This window comes from Rhodococcus koreensis, from assembly GCF_900105905.1.
Classification (GTDB): Bacteria; Actinomycetota; Actinomycetes; order Mycobacteriales; family Mycobacteriaceae; genus Rhodococcus_F; species Rhodococcus_F koreensis.
This window is the reverse complement of sequence record NZ_FNSV01000005.1, coordinates 584,402-600,307: the sequence shown is the minus strand read 5'-3', so window position 1 is coordinate 600,307 and position 15,906 is coordinate 584,402. Positions and strand designations below refer to the sequence as shown.

18 protein-coding genes, 1 tRNA gene and 2 pseudogenes are annotated in these 15,906 nt (G+C 65.3%); 13 read left to right on the top strand and 8 right to left on the bottom strand.

Features of this window, described 5'->3' with window-relative positions; genetic code table 11:
• Nucleotides 1–297: 297 nt before the first annotated feature.
• From BLV94_RS07195 to BLV94_RS48530, 4 genes are all read right to left on the bottom strand, one after another.
• Complete coding sequence (locus tag BLV94_RS07195) at nt 298–819, bottom strand: Dps family protein (RefSeq protein WP_007300343.1); 522 nt, start codon at nt 817–819, stop codon at nt 298–300.
• Nucleotides 820–974: 155 nt separating this feature from the next.
• Nucleotides 975–1,127, bottom strand: coding sequence for a hypothetical protein (locus BLV94_RS07190; RefSeq protein WP_225857940.1), 153 nt, complete (start codon nt 1,125–1,127; stop codon nt 975–977).
• 306 nt (nt 1,128–1,433) lie between these two features.
• A complete protein-coding gene (locus BLV94_RS07180) occupies nt 1,434–1,991 on the bottom strand; it encodes a CBS domain-containing protein (protein WP_007300345.1) in 558 nt (185 codons plus the stop codon).
• A 328-nt stretch (nt 1,992–2,319) separates the two neighbouring features.
• Nucleotides 2,320–2,760, bottom strand: coding sequence for a hypothetical protein (locus BLV94_RS48530; protein WP_011599160.1), 441 nt, complete (start codon nt 2,758–2,760; stop codon nt 2,320–2,322).
• 35 nt (nt 2,761–2,795) lie between these two features.
• On the opposite strand from BLV94_RS48530, the gene BLV94_RS51750 reads away from it, so the two are divergent.
• Nucleotides 2,796–3,173, top strand: coding sequence for a hypothetical protein (locus BLV94_RS51750; protein WP_011599159.1), 378 nt, complete (start codon nt 2,796–2,798; stop codon nt 3,171–3,173).
• 371 nt (nt 3,174–3,544) lie between these two features.
• Here the strand turns inward: BLV94_RS51750 and BLV94_RS07165 are convergent, their stop codons facing one another.
• On the bottom strand, nt 3,545–4,105 hold the full coding sequence (locus tag BLV94_RS07165; RefSeq protein WP_007296963.1) for an IS5 family transposase: 561 nt from the start codon (nt 4,103–4,105) through the stop codon (nt 3,545–3,547).
• 883 nt (nt 4,106–4,988) lie between these two features.
• On the opposite strand from BLV94_RS07165, the gene BLV94_RS07160 reads away from it, so the two are divergent.
• The 4 genes and pseudogenes from BLV94_RS07160 (at nt 4,989) to BLV94_RS07145 (ending at nt 7,782) form a co-directional block, all read left to right on the top strand.
• The gene (locus BLV94_RS07160) at nt 4,989–6,536 is read left to right on the top strand and encodes an MFS transporter (protein WP_007296964.1); all 1,548 of its coding nucleotides are present in this window, start codon (nt 4,989–4,991) and stop codon (nt 6,534–6,536) included.
• Nucleotides 6,537–6,702: 166 nt separating this feature from the next.
• A pseudogene (locus BLV94_RS50650) lies at nt 6,703–7,107 on the top strand (MFS transporter); the annotation flags it as partial.
• A pseudogene (locus BLV94_RS50645) lies at nt 7,068–7,478 on the top strand (helix-turn-helix domain-containing protein); the annotation flags it as partial. The pseudogenes BLV94_RS50650 and BLV94_RS50645, both read left to right, overlap by 40 nt.
• A 230-nt stretch (nt 7,479–7,708) precedes the next feature.
• Nucleotides 7,709–7,782: transfer RNA gene (locus BLV94_RS07145), tRNA-Ile, on the top strand.
• A 125-nt stretch (nt 7,783–7,907) separates the two neighbouring features.
• Here BLV94_RS07145 and BLV94_RS07140 read toward each other — a convergent pair.
• Both BLV94_RS07140 and BLV94_RS07135 read right to left on the bottom strand, forming a co-directional pair.
• Nucleotides 7,908–8,198, bottom strand: coding sequence for a DUF4193 domain-containing protein (locus BLV94_RS07140; protein WP_007296967.1), 291 nt, complete (start codon nt 8,196–8,198; stop codon nt 7,908–7,910).
• Nucleotides 8,199–8,217: 19 nt separating this feature from the next.
• Nucleotides 8,218–8,550, bottom strand: a complete 333-nt coding sequence (locus BLV94_RS07135) for a WhiB family transcriptional regulator (RefSeq protein ID WP_007296968.1) — start codon at nt 8,548–8,550, stop codon at nt 8,218–8,220.
• A 909-nt stretch (nt 8,551–9,459) separates the two neighbouring features.
• On the opposite strand from BLV94_RS07135, the gene BLV94_RS51510 reads away from it, so the two are divergent.
• Nucleotides 9,460–9,582: a hypothetical protein gene (locus BLV94_RS51510; protein WP_255314992.1), complete on the top strand. Its 123-nt coding sequence runs from the start codon at nt 9,460–9,462 to the stop codon at nt 9,580–9,582.
• Nucleotides 9,583–9,898: 316 nt separating this feature from the next.
• On the opposite strand, the gene BLV94_RS07120 is transcribed toward BLV94_RS51510, so the two are convergent.
• Nucleotides 9,899–10,213 (bottom strand): hypothetical protein, encoded by a 315-nt coding sequence (locus tag BLV94_RS07120; protein WP_007296970.1) that lies wholly within the window; start codon nt 10,211–10,213, stop codon nt 9,899–9,901.
• 316 nt (nt 10,214–10,529) lie between these two features.
• Between BLV94_RS07120 and BLV94_RS51505 the strand changes: the two genes are divergently transcribed.
• From BLV94_RS51505 to BLV94_RS48515, 7 genes are all read left to right on the top strand, one after another.
• A complete protein-coding gene (locus tag BLV94_RS51505) occupies nt 10,530–10,655 on the top strand; it encodes a hypothetical protein (RefSeq protein WP_255314991.1) in 126 nt (41 codons plus the stop codon).
• A 652-nt stretch (nt 10,656–11,307) separates the two neighbouring features.
• Nucleotides 11,308–12,432 (top strand): Lsr2 family DNA-binding protein, encoded by a 1,125-nt coding sequence (locus BLV94_RS07110; protein WP_072943978.1) that lies wholly within the window; start codon nt 11,308–11,310, stop codon nt 12,430–12,432.
• Nucleotides 12,433–12,750: 318 nt separating this feature from the next.
• The gene (locus BLV94_RS07105) at nt 12,751–13,107 is read left to right on the top strand and encodes a hypothetical protein (protein WP_007296972.1); all 357 of its coding nucleotides are present in this window, start codon (nt 12,751–12,753) and stop codon (nt 13,105–13,107) included.
• Nucleotides 13,108–13,165: 58 nt separating this feature from the next.
• The gene (locus BLV94_RS49410) at nt 13,166–13,336 is read left to right on the top strand and encodes a hypothetical protein (protein ID WP_007296973.1); all 171 of its coding nucleotides are present in this window, start codon (nt 13,166–13,168) and stop codon (nt 13,334–13,336) included.
• Nucleotides 13,337–13,403: 67 nt separating this feature from the next.
• Complete coding sequence (locus tag BLV94_RS49405; RefSeq protein ID WP_007296974.1) at nt 13,404–13,574, top strand: hypothetical protein; 171 nt, start codon at nt 13,404–13,406, stop codon at nt 13,572–13,574.
• 1,452 nt (nt 13,575–15,026) lie between these two features.
• The gene (locus tag BLV94_RS48520) at nt 15,027–15,305 is read left to right on the top strand and encodes a hypothetical protein (RefSeq protein ID WP_007296975.1); all 279 of its coding nucleotides are present in this window, start codon (nt 15,027–15,029) and stop codon (nt 15,303–15,305) included.
• Between the two features lie 273 nt (nt 15,306–15,578).
• Nucleotides 15,579–15,794 carry a hypothetical protein gene (locus BLV94_RS48515; RefSeq protein WP_007296976.1) on the top strand — a complete coding sequence of 72 codons (216 nt, stop codon included), beginning with the start codon at nt 15,579–15,581 and terminating at the stop codon, nt 15,792–15,794.
• The last annotated feature ends 112 nt before the right edge of the window (nt 15,795–15,906 follow it).

Genomic DNA, 15,906 nt, shown 5'->3' with positions numbered 1-15,906 from the left:
GGCTCCTGTTGGGTCGGTGATCTGGTGATCACCGACCCAGCCAGGAGCCCACTTTCTTCGATTCTCGGCGAGGCACAAAGCGTGCCAGTTCGAGTTCTCACACACTGTGGCGCAGCCGCTTGGAATGACCCGCAACCGATCATTGGGCGGCATGGACTGTCGTCGCACTCGGGCTTCCCGTGCTGGGGCGATTGGAGTGCGGCATGCAAACGCGATCGTTATGGCATTGATGGCCGAGACCGCCGGTGCCGATCGTTCGGCGCGGCCGCCTCCTCTTTTGCTCACCGTCTGGTGGAGCTATCCGCTGAGCAACTGTCCGAGTCGACGGCGCTGGGCAGATGGTTGTGCGCTCTGGGCCTGCCACATCCAGTGCAGTTGCTCGAGTCGGGCGGTGATGCCGATCAGCAGGTCCTGGGTGACCGGGTCCGCCTTCTCGGTGGACTCGATGCGAGCCCGGAACCGCTCGATGACGGCGGCCAGGTTCGCGACGATCGTCTCGACCACCTCGGTGTCGGGTGTCCACCCTGCGGCGGATCCCGTGGTACCCGCGTCCGCGGCCACGGTGGCCCCGCGGCCGTCCGGGCTGACACCGATCGCGGTGGCGCGCTCGGCGGCCTCATCGGTGAAATTGCGTGTGACGGTGGCTAGCTCGTCGAGGGAGGGGTGGACCGCCAGGAAGTGGGGTCCGATGACATTCCAGTGGGCCTGTTTGGCGATCAGGCTCAGGTCGATCAGGTCGACGACGGTGCCCTGCAGTGCCTTGCCGGCGATCCGTTGCTGCTCGGCGTCGAGGGCGGTGGTGATGGGGGTAGGGGTCATGGTTGCTCCTGACGTTTTCGTAGGTCGGTGTCGGGGTCCTTGGTGTGGTCGTCCAGGCCGATGTTGTCCCGATTGTGCTGTCGGCGTGGTGGGGGATCGTGCCCGTCGGTGAGTTCGGTACTCACGTGTGCTGCGGGGTGTCCGGCGCTCTGCGCTCAGGCACTGCCTGCGAGAAGCGGAACCGTGTTCTCCTCAACCTCGCTGAGCCGGTGTGCGAGCACTGAACCGGCGTTTCCTCCCGGGGCGCCGTGATCGGTCTCGGGGGCGAACATCACCTCGAGATGGGCCTTGATCTGGCGCGTGCTCATCGATCCGCCGTGGGCGAAGGATCGATGGATTGCCGCGGCGGGCGTGCGCGATCGGTACATTCCTCTTCTCTCTCTTTCTCGGCCTCCGGGCCGCTACCGGCGCAGGGTGGCCGTGCGTGCGGCGCAGCGTCACGACGGGGGACGCGATCAGAGTGCCTTCGGCCACAGCCAGGTGGCGTGGCCGCGGACTGATCACTCGGGCCGTCGGGGCGATGCCGAAACACCCTCATCGCGCACTGAGTCGCGGCGGTGCAGTGATCACCGTGGCGCGCTGTTGCCAACAGCTTGTGCCTGATCGACCACCACCTATTCTTCAGTGGCAATGGACACTGTGCGGGTGCCCGGTACGGTCTTGCTCAACGCGATCGCGATGCGGCGTTCGGATTCGTCTGCGAAGGGGCCTGCGAGGGTGACGCGGCCCTCCTCGACCGTCACGCGCCAGCGTCCGTCCCCGGTATAGTCGTCGAGGCAGCGTTGCGCGCCCACGGCGATCGTCTCGTCCGGTTTGAGCATCAACCGCACCACGTCACTGCGGCTGAGGATGCCCACTACCCGCCCGTCGATATCCACGACCGGTAGACTGCGTAGTCCCTGCTGAAGCAGCATCTGGCTCACATCGGCCAAATAGTGGTACATCGGCGCAGCGACGGCGGGTGCAGTCATCACCTCGCCCACCGTCTCCGAGCACGTTTGTCCGGCCCGCAACACGTCTCCGCTGTTCAACATCCCGACCAACCGGTCGTGGTCGTCGACCACCGGCACCGCCGCGAACCCGTACTCGGCCAGTAGCACTGCGGCCGTGCGCATACTGTCGGATTGGCGCACCACTCGAACCGGTCGCTGCATCACGTTCAACACTCGCATCGTCACCACTCGTTTCAGTCGATCCGGCACCCAGCACTAAACTGCGCCGGAAGTTGGCCCCCCGTTAGGTCTCACGCGGATGCAGGCCGATGACATTCGCCGTGTTTCCAGAACACTCTTCAGCGCTCCGTGAGCCTTTTCCGATTCTGTTTATGAGCGGAAAGGAGGGAAGCCCGGCGAGGTCCTCACCCCACGTAGCTGGAACCCGAAATTTGCTAGTCCGTGATGGGGCGAGTCGGCTTTTCTCTTGGCCGAGCGTCGGGTGCGACATTCCAACCCTCAGGCAGTGACGAGGATGGCAGGTAGGTGGCGATGCTCCAGGATGACGTCAGCTCTTACGCTTTCGAATGAACTGAGTCGATTCGAGGGCCTTCGCTCTCTTCTCCGCCCGGCGCTCCTTGAGAGCACGTGCAGACTGTTTTGAACTCTTGACGGCGGACTTGTCGGCCATTGTCGGTCCTTTCCGAATCGGCAACCGCGAACTGACCTCGACCATACCCAAATAAAGAAATAAGTCCAGTTCAGTGGTATATTCGGGGAAGGGCACGTCTACCGAGTCACGCGCAAAAGGGCCGGTTCGGAGTGCGTCGATGGTGACGACGGGATCGGCTAGAACGTTGTCACGGGTCTGTTTGCCGCGCGAGATGCCCTGCGCCTCAGTCGCGCCCGCGCCGACGAGCTTGCGGCATCGACCGGGGCTGTTCTGAAATCCTAAGACGCGCAGAATAGTTCGATACTTGTCTATTCCTTGCCGACGGCTATGGTGCATGGAGGCATCAACGGCATCTACCGGAGGACTGAAATGTGAGTGCAGCTACCGATCGTCAGTGGGCGGTTCGTGACGCTGTCCTGCGTTGGCTTCTTGCAAAGACAACGGAGGGTTATCGCAGCCCGATCTTGGACGCGGATGCCATCGGAGGAGAAGTCGGGTGGGCCGCGTCGGCGCTCAGCGACGACGAGGTGTACGACGCCGCGAACTATCTCTTCACGGAAGGCTATGTGACAGGCATGCCGGTGAAGGGTCTCGGGATTCCACGACCGATACTGACTCTTGTCGGACATCGTGTGGCCAAGACAGGCAACCCCCTGCGGTCCAACGCCGACGCTCGCGAAGCTAAGTCGCGCCGACGCCCGCCCTCTTTTGCAGAGGCATCCGTGACGACAGCGGGTACAACGAAGTAGAGACGGCTCCGCCCGTCATCTGACTATGCGTACGTGAGCACGGGGTCAAGCCCGCCGAAACAGTGTCCGACCATCACCACACCCGAAGGGAGGTTGACATGTACACCAACGTGGCGCTGCTGCTGGGGTTGCTCGCCGGAGGAATCGGCGGCACCGTGGCCGTGCAGGCACTTCTGAGGCGGCCCGGCAGACCGGGCCATAGGGCATCCTCGGTGATCCACTTGGGCCATGTTTCTTAGAGCGCGTTTGAAAACCGTCAGGTTCGGGCGAGCCGCCTCGTCATGTGTCGCGATCGTCGCGATGTGAACCATGGCCTCGTGGTGGTCGGGTCTGGTTTCGTAGTCTCGCACGCAGTGGCGGTGCTTGTTGAGCTACGCGAAACTTCTCTCGACCACCCAAACGCGGGGTCGGACGTGGAAACCGGTGGCGCCGGGGATGCGTTTGATGATCTGCATAGGCAGGGCGAGAGCGTCTTTCGCCCAGACGGGCAGCCGTCCAGGATAAGCGCCGTCGGCCCAGACCAGCCGGATGGTGGAGAACCTGCCGCGCAGTGCGGTCAGGAGTCGGTGCGCGGCGTCGCGGTCCTGGATCGAGGCAGCGGTGACGACGACGGCGAGCAGCAGTCCGTTCACATCCACGGCAACGTGTCGCTTGACGCCGTTCGTTCTCTTGCCGCCATCCCAGCCGCGGCCCGATCGGGGCACGTCGACGCGCTGCGCGACCGCCTGCGGGTGCGTGACGGGCGGGCCCGGTGCCCGACCGCGGCGATCATCGACTCGCAGACGGTACCGGCCGCCGATACCGATGCGCTGCCACGCGCCGCTGTGGGACCAGCGGGTGAAGATCGCGTACACCGTCCCGGCTGGCGGGAACTCCATCGGCAGTTGCCGCCACGCGATACCACCGCGGACGATGAACAAGATGGCGTCCAAACGGCGGCAATGCTTCGGGTCTGCCGCCTCGGCCTGCCGAGATGCCGGGCGCGGGCAACAGCGGTTCGAGGGTCGCCCACTCTGCGTCGGTGACCGACGACGGGTACACCACGCAACCGTGCCCGCCCGCCGCGTGGGGCGGGCACGACCGGCATGGCGGTATCGGCGATGATGTCATTGTGGGCTCCTGGTGTAGTCGGGGACATGTACTCACCGACACAACCAGGAGCCCTCATTCTTCGATTCTAAGCGAGGCACACGCCCGCGATCGCGAGTTCTCAAACACCCCTTAGCCATGAAGGCCTCGTTGAGATTTGCATCACAATGAACTGTAGGGGCGCCAGCCGTCCAGATTAGTGCCCTATATTGCGACCCTCCGCGGCCACACCAAGCGATGCGAACTCAGACCAACGAATAAACAGGTATCGGCTGCTGGTCATCGCGCAGATAGCAGCCTCCGCCAAACTTCGGTCCGACGCGTCAAGTTCGACGGCGCCTGCCCGCACAAAATTTGGTTCAGTCGGTAAGTCGTCGTCCTCGATAGAGGGGCGACCGACACCGACGACGAGGTGATCGCTCACTGCCGGAGGCGGATCGCGTCTCGCCGAAGCCGAGTAGGTCGCCTTACTGAACGATTCCTGACCGATGAGGTCTGTCCGCCGAGGCTACGACTAATCAACGAATCATTAAGCGCCCAAATAGGACCCCGATTTTCCGCAGTCTCAGGGCTAACGTCTGAAGTCGTCGAGAAGCGAAGGGCCGATCTGAGCCAATCCCTCGGCCTCCTTCAAGGGCAGCACACAGAAGCCATCCTCTCCCGGCGGCCCCGGTGTACGCGATCCCTGCAGACACGGTCATTAACGACTGAAAGGGCGATGTTTCAATGTCTATCAATGAAGCGCCGAGTGAGGATGGCTGCCCCGAGGGTCAAACTGACGGACGAATCCACGGGGTCCGACGGCAGATAGCGATCGTCGCGGTCATCCTGCTGTTGTGCGAACTCAACGCGATGGCTGTCGCAATGCTGGTACCTGGTCTACGCCCTATGGCAGCAGAGTTTCCGGTCGAAGGACTCGCCTGGACAATAACGATAGTCTCTCTGGTCGGCGCGATGGTGATGCCCCTCGGAGGTAAGCTGGTTGACCGCTTCGGCCAACGGCCGGTGGTTCTCACCGCCTGCGCGGTATTTCTGGTAGGAAGCCTGATCTCGGCGCTATCGTCGTCTTTCGCCTTGATGATCGTGGGTCGGGCACTCCAGGGGACGATAGCGGTGATGCCTGTGATCGCGTACCGGGTGTTCCGGGACTCACTACCACCACGCGTCGTCCCGATTGCGTTAGGGGCACTCGGAACTGGGTTCGGCGTCTCCGGACTGCTAGCACCTGTCATCGGGGGTGCGTTCGTCGATGGTCTGGGCTACCGGTCGATCTTCTGGTTCTTCTTCGCCTTCACGGCAGTGCTCGCGCCGCTGAGCGTCATCGTATTGCCCCGCACTCCTCGGCAACGGTCCGCTGAGGTCGGGCGAGTCGACATCCTCGGTGGCCTGCTACTGGCGTTGGGCATCGGAGGGATCCTGCTTGGGCTTGGGCAGGGTGACAAGTGGGGCTGGCTTGCGCCCCTAACCCTGCTGGTCATTCTCGGTGGATTTATCGCACTGGGCATGTTCGTGTTGGTCGAGAGCCGGGTTGAAGAACCCATGATCGACCTCCGGGTACTGCGCAACCCAGCCGTCGCGCTGACCCTTACAGTCGGTCTGGTTGGGTTCATGGCGTGCGGGATGATGGCGATCGCCCTCCCGCAGATGCTGCAGACCCCTTCCTCCACCGGCATGATGTACGCCTTCGGTCTCAGTGCGTTGATGGTCGGCCTGGCCCAGATCCCATTCGGGATCACGTCCATGGTGTTCGGACCGCTCGGCGGGCTGCTTACGAAACGCTTCAACCCGCGGGCGATCATGATCTCCAGCATGGCCAGCTTCGCGATCGGATCGACGCTGCTGGCTCTAGCGCACCACTCACTGGTACTTGTTCTCGTCTGGTTATGCGTTATGGGTGTCGGGTTCGGGCTCTTTTGGGCGGCCCAACCCAATCTGATGGTGGAGGCGGTGCCTCGGAAGTACACGGGAGTCTCGGGTGGGATCCAGGTCTGCTCGGTCTCGATCTCAACTGCTATCGCCAGTGCAATCGTGGGCGCCGTGCTGTCGAGCAATGTCGCGGACGTAGGCCCCGAAGGGCCGTTATACAACGACGCCGCGTTCACCACAATCTTCCTTGTCGGTGCAGGGAGCGCTGTCATCGCCCTGATAATTTCCATGTTTATGCGACACGGACGACAGCCCGCCACCGGCGGCGCCGCAACCGACCTCGAGCTGGACGTCGAGGGTGCTACTTTTGCACGTGTCGGCTCTGCCGACGGGCAGGGCCTCGCCTGATCGTCGGTCTCGCGGGATTTCACTCCGATCGAGCAAGTCCCCAGCGTGCCTTATCCTCGATCCACCGAACGGTTGTGGGTTGGTTAAGGCCCTGGGTGTCAGGGCGAGTTGAGACCAGTGGTTCACAGCAAACCCGCCTGCAGGGCGAGATACGGATCAACCCGCGATGACGTTCTCCCACGGTTTCGTGACTGATTCTCCCTCCTCCGCGCAACCTGATGGCGCCACGCCTCCGATCCCGAACGACCCAGGGCCTGCGGTTCGGACCAATGCCGTGGTCGCCGTGCTCGCCTTCGCCGGCGTGGTTGCCGCGGTCATGCAGACGCTCGTCGTGCCGCTGATCGGCGAGCTGCCCGAGCTGCTCGATACGACGCGCTCGAACGCGACCTGGGTCGTCACCGCAACCCTGCTGGCCGCCGCCGTCGCCACCCCGATCAGCGGACGCCTCGGCGACCTGTACGGCAAACGCCGCATCATGCTGGGCTGCTCGGCACTGCTTATTCAACCCTTCATCGTTACGACACCCGGGAGGTGGACTCGTCGTGGCGGCACCTCAACCTGGGCGGACGCGTCTGTGTGCTCACGATGCGCCGCCGGCGACTGCGGTGCCCCGAGCACGGGGTGCTGGTCGAGGCGGTGGACTTCGCCCGCCCCGGATCCGGGTTCACCCGCGACTTCGAGGACCTGGCGGTGTGGCTGGCCACCAAGACAGACAAGTCCACCGTGGCGACGTTCTACCGCATCACCTGGCGCACCGTCGGCGCGATCTGCGGCCGGGTCGTCGCCGACAAACTCGACCTCGACCGATTCACGAATCTGGTCGAGATCGGGGTGGACGAGATTTCGTGGCGCCGCCACCACAAGTACCTGACGATGGTGTCCGACCACGACACCGGCAAGATCGTCTGGGGCACCGAGGGCAAGCACGCCGCCGCGCTCGGCACCTTCTTCACCGACACCCTGCCCGCGGGGGCCGCGCAGCGGATCGAGGCGGTGTCGATGCCGCAACGGATTCTCGATCTGTTGGGAATGGCGTTGTATGCCGTCGATGAGGACGGTGGCGTGCGGCAGCTCTTCGGCCGCGTATGAGCACTGCCCCGCCGCGAGCGGGACGGGGCAGCAATGTGGAGATACCATCGCTACGCCCGCAGAGCGAGGGGTGGTGCGGTGATGGGGCGGTAGCTCAGTCGGTTAGAGCCGTGGACTCATAATCCATTGGTCGCGGGTTCGAGCCCCGCCCGCCCCACCGCGCCGCCGGGCGACCTTCGGGAAGGGCTCCGTCAGGGCTGCCGTGCCGGCGGAACGAGCGTGGGCAATGCGGACTCCGCTCAACCTGGCGATGGGCCGAGTATCTCGAGTGCGCTGACGTACTCAGGCGCAGTCGCGGCAGAGTTGTTGCGCAGCGTCGGCGAGGCGGCTGCGGTGGTGGACCAGAAAACAACTGGTGCATGTGAATTCGTCCGACTGCTTCGGGATGACACGGACGGTGAATTCTTCACCGGACAGGTCCGCGCCGGGCAGTTCGAACGACTCGGCGGTGTCGGTGTCTTCGACGTCGACGACGGGGGACTGGGTGTCTTTCCGGCTGGCGGTCAGCTGTTCGAGGGAGGTGTCCGGCTCGTCGGATTCGGTGACTCGTGGTGCGTCGTAGTCGGTGGCCATGGCTGTTCTACCTTCACGCTCAGGGTGTTCGGATCCGCCAGGTTAAAGGGTCCGTCGACACGACACGCTCGCGGGGTCGTGCCGGGCGGCGGGTGCGCCGGGTGTGGCGGGCGCGTTCGGTTTCGGACATGCCACCCCAGATGCCATAAGACTCGGTGGCGGTGAGGGCGTGCGCGCGGCAGTTGTCGAGCACGGGGCAGTCTTGGCAGATTTGTTTGGCGGCGCGCTCGCGCCGGGCGCGGACGTTGCCGCGTTCACCGTCGAGGGAGAAGAACATGTCGGTGTCGGTGCCGCGGCATGAGGCGCGGTGCTGCCAGTCCAGGTCGATGGGGTGGTGGAGATGATCAGGCACAGCAGATGAGTCGCTTTCGAAAAATGAACGGTGACACGATCGGCGGATCGCGCAGCGAGGTGCGCACGGTGCGCACGGTGCGGCTGGCGGGCTGTGGGCGGTCCCCGGCCCGCGCGTGTACGGCACATCGATGTGGGTGAGTGTGGGCTTCCTGTGGGCGCGGACGGTGTGGGATCGGGTGCGCACCGTTTCGTTGTGGTCCGGGAAGTGTTGTGCGACATGACCCCTCGACGCATCGCGGTTTCACTTCTGAGCCCCGGGGATGGGCGGTCGGGTTCACGACAGTGACCGACCGGGGTTCGGGACTGGTTTCGGTGCGCACCGCGCCCACACGGGTGGGGATGTCGGTGCGGTGATGCCTGGGCTCGACATCGGTGGATCCGGGAGGTGCCCGGATGCTCTACACCCGGCGCCCGTCTCAGGGGTTGGTATCGGGGTGTGTTGTCGAGCGTAGCGGCGCGGCACCCGATGCCGAAGAGAATCGCTGGAAAGTAACTGGCATCACATCCGTGACGTGGCCGTCTGTGCGGGCCGGCAGGCCGTCGGGGCGTCGGGTCGTCATCGGTCAGCCCAGACCACGCGTGCTCGAGGTGTGCGGGCAGGGATTGGGCGATTGTGTCGGTCAAAGACGGGGGTGTGTGCCCGTCGTGCAGGCTTTCGGCTCGGTCCACGTGGCGGGCGGCCGTCCGGGAAGGTGGGGGTGTCGGCGGCGAGGAGGGTGTCGGGCCCAGGCCGGTGTGCTGGTGGTGGCCGGTCGATGGTTGGGGATGGTGCATGTAACGCCGCGGCATGTGAATCAGATCACACCTATGCGTGGGTGCTGGACCAGCCACGCGGGCCGCCGCGGTGGCGGCCCCACACCCGAGTGACGAAGGCAGATTTCTCATCGCGATACCCTCGACCCCGACGATGTCCGTGCCCGAATCCCGGACGTGGCGGCGGCCCGGTGTGATGAGCACCGCCGAGATCAAGGCGCGGGTCGAGGCCATGTACGCCGACGATCGCCGACCGAACACTCCGACCGCTCGCTGACACCTCGCCGGTCGGTACGGAACGGGATCGTAAGGGGGGCCGACGGCGGCGGATACTCGGCTGCTGCTCGCGGTGATCGAACGTGCCCAGAACCTGGTTGCCGTCTCCGACTACGACAGCGGTCGCCCGCTGTATCTCAATCCTGCGGGGGTGGCGCTGATGGGTTTGACCGACGATGGCGCGGTCGGGGCGCGCAGGCGCCGGAGTTCGTCACCGATGTGGGGGTGGTGCAGGCCCCGGAGATGGAAGCGGCCCTGCCCGCGCGGGGCCGATGGGAGGGCAGATCCGATGGGGGTGGTCAGTACGCCGCGGGGTCTCAGAAGTAGAGATTCGGGACAAACGCACCGAGTACGCCGGATGGCGGATTGAGGGCATGCTTTCGTCCCTGCGCATCGAGCTGGTACGCCGCGGTCTGTCCGTAGAATGAGACGCACTCGATGTTGTCGGTTCCGAAGGGGCTGAATGCGACCTTGTGGGTGCCGTTCCATGCATCGAGTGACCATGGGACCTGGAATTGGTCACTGCAGGGGTACTCCCCGTAGCCGGCGTCCTGCGCGGTGGCGGTCGGAGCGCACATTGCGCCGAAGCCGAGTGCCAATGCGCCTGCGGCGATGACCATCGTGCTCTTCATGGAGCCTCCCCTGCGAAAAGTATGAGCGGTCTGTTTATAGGAATCTCGTTGAACGGTGTACGCGGGTCCCCGCTGGGATGCGTGGTGTGCGAGACTGATTCGGGGTCTGTCGCGGCCGGCTCACCGTTTCAGGTGGGGATCGGGTGAGGGTATCGATGGTTCCGACGGTTCGCCTGTCGACGTTGACATAGTGGGTCAGGGGCAACCGAACAGCAGTGACTGCCCTCGTCGGGACGGCCCTCGATGACGGCGTGCGGTGGGCCGATCGGGTGCAGCTGTTCCCGGGGGTGAGCGCGAGCGATCCGGCCCTCGGCCAATGTTTCGCCATCAGATCCTCGCCGCCGCCCCGGACTTCGACGGGGTGATGTGCGGCTGCCGCAACCACCCCGCCGAACTCGTCCTGATGCTGCCCGCCGCGGAACCCTGGGCTCGACTGCACTGACCATTCGCCGAGTCCACTGACGCGGCTGACCGACCAGGGCACCGTCGACGAGGTGGTCACGGTCCCGGGTGAGGTCCACCACTTGAAATGTGTGGGTGTGGGAAGCGCTCGGCTTCCGTAGCCCGGGCTTCGGCAACGGATGGGCGTGGGTGTGGACTCGCATCCAGCACGGTGACACAGGGTTCATGCTTGGTGATGGGTTGGAGATCGGTTGGGAAAATGGGGTATCAGGTGATTCTCTATCTCTCGGTCTCCTCGAGGCCGTGGTTGGGGGCTCGAACACTTTCACGCCATTTCTGTTTGGGGCTGCGTTTCACGTCGTGGCAGTTCCGCGAATTCGGTGCATGTCGACGGTTCTGCCGTGATCCCTATTGATCGTCGGAAACGATTGCAGAGCAATAGAGTCCGTATTCTCTCTCCGATACGAAAAGAAGACCCAGGCCTGGTTGGCTGACATGGTCCTGCAGTCGTCCGGCACCGTCGGCAGATGGTGCTCTGTGTGGTCCTGTCAGACGACAGGGTGAGGGCTACGGGTCTTCCCAGATCAGTGCGGCCCGCGTGTGATTGGTTGCCGTTTCATCGGCTGGCGGCGGGGGCGCCGAAATGCCGCTACTGTGTGTTTGACGATTGCCTGGCGAAATGGGGAGACAACGTGGCGGTATCACCGAGGGGTTCTGCAGGTTCGGCGAAGATGACGACCAAAGAGATTCGTGAGTGGGCGATCGGGGCGGGCTTGGAGGTGTCCTCCCGTGGCCGGATTTCGGTCGAGATCGAGCAAGCCTTCCATGACGCGCAGGCGAAGCCGGCTCCGGCTGAACCGGCGAAGGTGAAGAGGACGGCCGCGAAGAAGACGATCGCGGAGACGACGACGGCGAAGAAGAGGGCAGCAAAGAAGGTAGTCGGGGAAAAGGCCTCGACGAACAGGGCAGCGGCAAGCGGGGCGCCAACGAAGAAGACGACCAGGGAGATTCGTGCGTGGGCGATCGGGGCGGGCTTGGAGGTGTCCTCCCGCGGCCGGATTTCGGCCGAGATCGAGCAAGCCTTCGACGACGCGCAGGCGAAGACGGTTCAGGCCAAGCCGGCGAAGGTGAAGAAGACGAGTGCGAAGAAGGCAGCTGCGAAGACCACGGCCGCGCCGACCGCTCCGGCCAAGACGGTAGCGGCGAGCACGGCGCCCGCAAGGAAGGCGCCCGCGAAGAAGACAGCTGCGACGAAGGCGTCCGCGGCGACCGCTCCGGTGAAGAGGTCGGCGGCAAGCACCGGTCCGGCGGAGAAGGCGGCCGTACAGAAGAAGTCCGCGGCGGCTCCGGTGACGAGTGCGTCGGTGAGCACGGCGCCAGCGAAGAAGACGACCAAAGAGATTCGGGAGTGGGCGATCGGGGAGGGGCACGTGGTGTCCTCCCGCGGCCGGATTCCCGCTGAACTCGAGCGCGCCTTCCATGACGCGCAGGCCACGAAGGCTCGGAGACGAACGGCGCCGGCCAGGAAGCCTTCCGCGACAAAGGCGGCCGGGAAGAAGACCGCCCCGCCGGCCGCTCCGGTGACGAGGTCGGCGACGAGCAAGGCTCCGGCGACAAGGACGGCCGCGAAACCGGCGGCCGCGGAGAAGGCTCCGGTCACGAGCGCGTCGGTGAGCAAGGTTTCGGCGAAGAGGGCGTCCAGGGAGATTCGGGAGTGGGCGATCGGGGAGGGGCACGTGGTGTCCTCCCGCGGCCGGATTCCGGCCGAGGTCGAGCGGGCCTTCCATGATGCGCAGGCAGCGTTTCCGGTCGCGTGACATTGTGGACACTGGCCTGATGGATTCGGCGGCCCTGTCGCCGGCCATCAGCGCAGTCATTCTCGGTCGGCCCGGCCTCTGTGGCGCAGCATTGGCGAGCCATCGGTGCTCTGTGCGGACATCTTTGCGCGCACAGCCAGAAGCGCGCCGGCGACGAGGACGGGGCCTGGGTGCTCCGGCGCTCCGTGGTCGCCGGCGGCCCCTTCCCGCCGCGGCGCGGAGCCACCGACAGCCCTGGTCAGACGCGTCGGCACCGCACACTGTCGGCCATGCCCCCTACGCTGGGGGTGTGTTCGGTGAGGGAGGTAGTGGTGGGTGATGGCGAGTTTTCTTTCTTCGTCGGTGCTGACCGCTTCCCCCAGTGTCCGGACCGAGTGTGAACGGGAGGTCGACATTCATTCGATGAGCAAGGACTTTTATCTTTCCGAGATGGCCCGTGCCAATGAGAAGGCTCGGAAGGTGCTGCGTGTGCAGTGGGCGTTCCTGGGCGCCGCCTGCGTTTGCCTGGGGCTTTTCCTGGTGTTTGGTGCGTGGTGGTGGCTTCTGGCGATCGTCTTCGCGGTGGGGGCGCTTGTGTCGGCGACCATTCACCTCCGATTCGTGAGCCAGTCGAGGAAGGCGTCCCGGGCGTTGCATGCACTCGATGCGGCGGACTCGACACACCCGGAGAGCTGAACCCGATTTTTTCGGGTGGGTGGGGTGAACGCTCGGGGGTGCAGCAGACTTGTCCGGTATGACGGATCCGTTGTATGCCGACCTCATAGAACGTCTCGGTCGGGCGGTCGCCCGCGCCGCTATGGAGGGGGATCCGATGTTCGGCACGGTGGAGGTCACCATTGAGGAGTTGGCGGAGCTGCTCGAACGCCAAGTCCCTCCCCGCGACGCGGATGCTGCACCGCACTGAGGGTGGACTCTCGCGTCTGTCGTGCGGCTCGCTCTGGTTATCACCCATTTCAGGGCAGGGTGAGGTCGTGGGTGATCGAGCCGCAGCAGACCTCGAGCGTGAACTCGCCATGCTCGCCCAGGTACGTCGTCGCCTCCGCGCGTCGGAGGGCGAGGATTTCCGCATCCCGACGACCACGGTCGATGAGGTTCTCGATGAGCTGAACAGCGTCGAACGATCACCGTGGGATCCGACGTGAATGTCGGGGCGGCACCCCGGGGTGCGGTGGTCGCGATGCAACTCACCGGTGGTGCCGAGGTGGTGGTGCCGGGGTGGTGCTGGTCGGTCCGGCGCCGGCAAACGACTCCCAGCGGAGCGGGTGTGGCCCGCAGACGCAGGGTAGATGGGGGATGGGGTTCCGGTGGGCGGGGGTTGCTGTTGCCGGGCCGCCATGGCAAGCGGGTGTGGTCTGCTCGGGTCTGTCGTAGGTGGATGTCAGAATGGGCGGCATGAGTTCTGGTGGATGGCGATGCCCGCTTCGGCGGGCGAGGGATGCGGTGCTCCTATCGCCGCCCCGGTGCGTCCTCATTCGGGGGTAGCGGGCCGGGGCGCCTGAGCGCTGAAAGGCACCGCCTTGTCCCGTACCGATGCGCATTCTCCGTATTGGGTTCGTCTTCGCCGTGGCGAACTTTCCATTGAACCGTTACACGCCGACTACCACGACGTGTGCGACCTCCCTGACCGGTGTCAGGAGGGTCGGGCCTGGTTGCCCGCGACGAAGTGCTTCTGGGCTTTCACGTACACGGGCACCAGGATCTGCTCGTGTTCGCTGTGCTACGACGGTGAGGGTCATGCTCGTGATCTCCGTCGTGAGCGTCGCCGTACCGCTCGTACCCTCGCGGCGGGGCGTCGCCGGTGGGATACCGGTGACACCAGGGTCTTCGACGACATTGTTGTCCCGCATCGCAGGCGGGACTGGTGGAAGTAGCCTCACGCTGCGGCCCGCATCCGTAGGTGGTGCGGGCGCGGGCCGACGGCCGAACTCGATGCCGTCGGGGCTACCGATGAGCCGGCCACGATCACGGTCTGTTCGTGCCCATTGCCGCCCAACCGTGCGGCGGAGTGGAGTTCGGTGCCGGCGTGGCCCGGTGCTTGCGCCATCGCCCAACCGGGCGGCGTTGTCCGCGGCCGGCGCCGACCGGACCGTCCCGGACATGTTGCCGTCCGGCCCGTAGTTGGCACACCGAGTCCGGAGCGGGCAGTCGGGGCCCGGGGTGGCTGATCGGCCCACGGTCCTCGAGGGTCGTTGCAGCGGTGGGTGTTCAAGACCCGGTGGGCGGCGGGTTGCCTTGTGCGGCGGACGTTCTCACGTGTGGTGTCTCAACGGGCGGGCACGCCGGCGCCGCGGCGGCAGTCGGCTCGATCGCCCCTGCGGCGATCGGTGCGGGAACCGCGAGACCGGATCCACCTGTTGCGCTCGCGGCCGCCCTTCTCCGCCGTATCCGAAGCGCACCCCAACCAGCGATGGAGGGAACACCCCGGTCCGGGCGCACGACGGTCCGACGATCCCGAACACCGTGTGGTCCGCTCATCGAGCGGTGAGGCATGCGGCGGGTGGCCGGCGCCCGAGCGGAACGCGGTACGCCGCCCCCGGCGTGATCTGGAAGGCTTGTCGGACTGTCTCGCCCATTGCTGAAGAAGAGGGATTGCTGTGAACGAACCCACCGGACGGGTTGGCCACCGGACGTATTGGATTCTGCGTGACGGGAATATCGACGTATCGGCCGATACGCGGCAGATGCGCGAGCACCGGTCCGGGACGCGCATCGTTGCCGAGTACGTGGGCATCTACGCCCACGACGGTGCGCTCGGTCAACTCACCCCGGCCTGTGCGCGCCAGTTGGCCGAGGTGTTGACTGCGGCGGCCGACGCCGCCGAGTCGGGCGATGCCGCACAGTCGTTCGACGAGGGCGCGCGTCCGGGTGGGTGAACCGTGATTCGCGCGCCCCAGGCGGTGGAGATGACCCATGCAGATCGACCGGTGGCCTTACGGCTCGGCGCCGAATCTGCACAACCCCCGCCGGCAACAATCAGTCGCGGCTTCATGGAGGTCCCTCCGCGGTGTCCGCCCGGCGCCGCCGCGCCACGCGGCGCCCCGGTCGCCGGTGTGTACATGGTTCCGATCCCCGGTCGGGCTTGGGCGGAGTGTCTGTGTCCACCACTACACTTCGTCGCAACCACAGGCAGCGAGGAGGGAGATCTCATGGCGATCGAACCAGGCATCGACGAGCTCCGCGAACTGAACATCGAGAACGAAGGCGTGATCCGCGCACTTCGGCGGCAACGTGACGCCGCCGAGACGAAGCTCGCCAAGATCGAGAACCTGGTGAACTCCTCACATGAGCGGGTGATCGGGCAGGACGGCACAAGCGGTGTCCCCCTGGAGAAACTGCTCGCGCTGCTCGACGAGCGCGAGTAGCCGCCTCCTCATCACCACACCTCAGCGACGCGAAAGGTCGCGCTGCCGGAATACATACCGCTTGCCCGTCGCCGTCTGCGTCGGGCCGATGCGGGATGTCGGCGGTGACGGC

Bases quoted from the DNA above. Each gene is read 5' to 3' on its own strand.
- BLV94_RS07195 (WP_007300343.1), bottom strand. From the start codon at position 819: ATGACCCCTACCCCCATCACCACCGCCCTCGACGCCGAGCAGCAACGG.
- BLV94_RS07190 (WP_225857940.1), bottom strand. From the start codon at position 1,127: ATGAGCACGCGCCAGATCAAGGCCCATCTCGAGGTGATGTTCGCCCCC.
- BLV94_RS07180 (WP_007300345.1), bottom strand. From the start codon at position 1,991: ATGCGAGTGTTGAACGTGATGCAGCGACCGGTTCGAGTGGTGCGCCAA.
- BLV94_RS48530 (WP_011599160.1), bottom strand. From the start codon at position 2,760: ATGCACCATAGCCGTCGGCAAGGAATAGACAAGTATCGAACTATTCTG.
- BLV94_RS07160 (WP_007296964.1), top strand. From the start codon at position 4,989: ATGTCTATCAATGAAGCGCCGAGTGAGGATGGCTGCCCCGAGGGTCAA.
- BLV94_RS07140 (WP_007296967.1), bottom strand. From the start codon at position 8,198: ATGGCCACCGACTACGACGCACCACGAGTCACCGAATCCGACGAGCCG.
- BLV94_RS51510 (WP_255314992.1), top strand. From the start codon at position 9,460: ATGTCCGTGCCCGAATCCCGGACGTGGCGGCGGCCCGGTGTGATGAGC.
- BLV94_RS07120 (WP_007296970.1), bottom strand. From the start codon at position 10,213: ATGAAGAGCACGATGGTCATCGCCGCAGGCGCATTGGCACTCGGCTTC.
- BLV94_RS51505 (WP_255314991.1), top strand. From the start codon at position 10,530: ATGTTTCGCCATCAGATCCTCGCCGCCGCCCCGGACTTCGACGGGGTG.
- BLV94_RS07105 (WP_007296972.1), top strand. From the start codon at position 12,751: ATGGCGAGTTTTCTTTCTTCGTCGGTGCTGACCGCTTCCCCCAGTGTC.
- BLV94_RS49410 (WP_007296973.1), top strand. From the start codon at position 13,166: ATGACGGATCCGTTGTATGCCGACCTCATAGAACGTCTCGGTCGGGCG.
- BLV94_RS48515 (WP_007296976.1), top strand. From the start codon at position 15,579: ATGGCGATCGAACCAGGCATCGACGAGCTCCGCGAACTGAACATCGAG.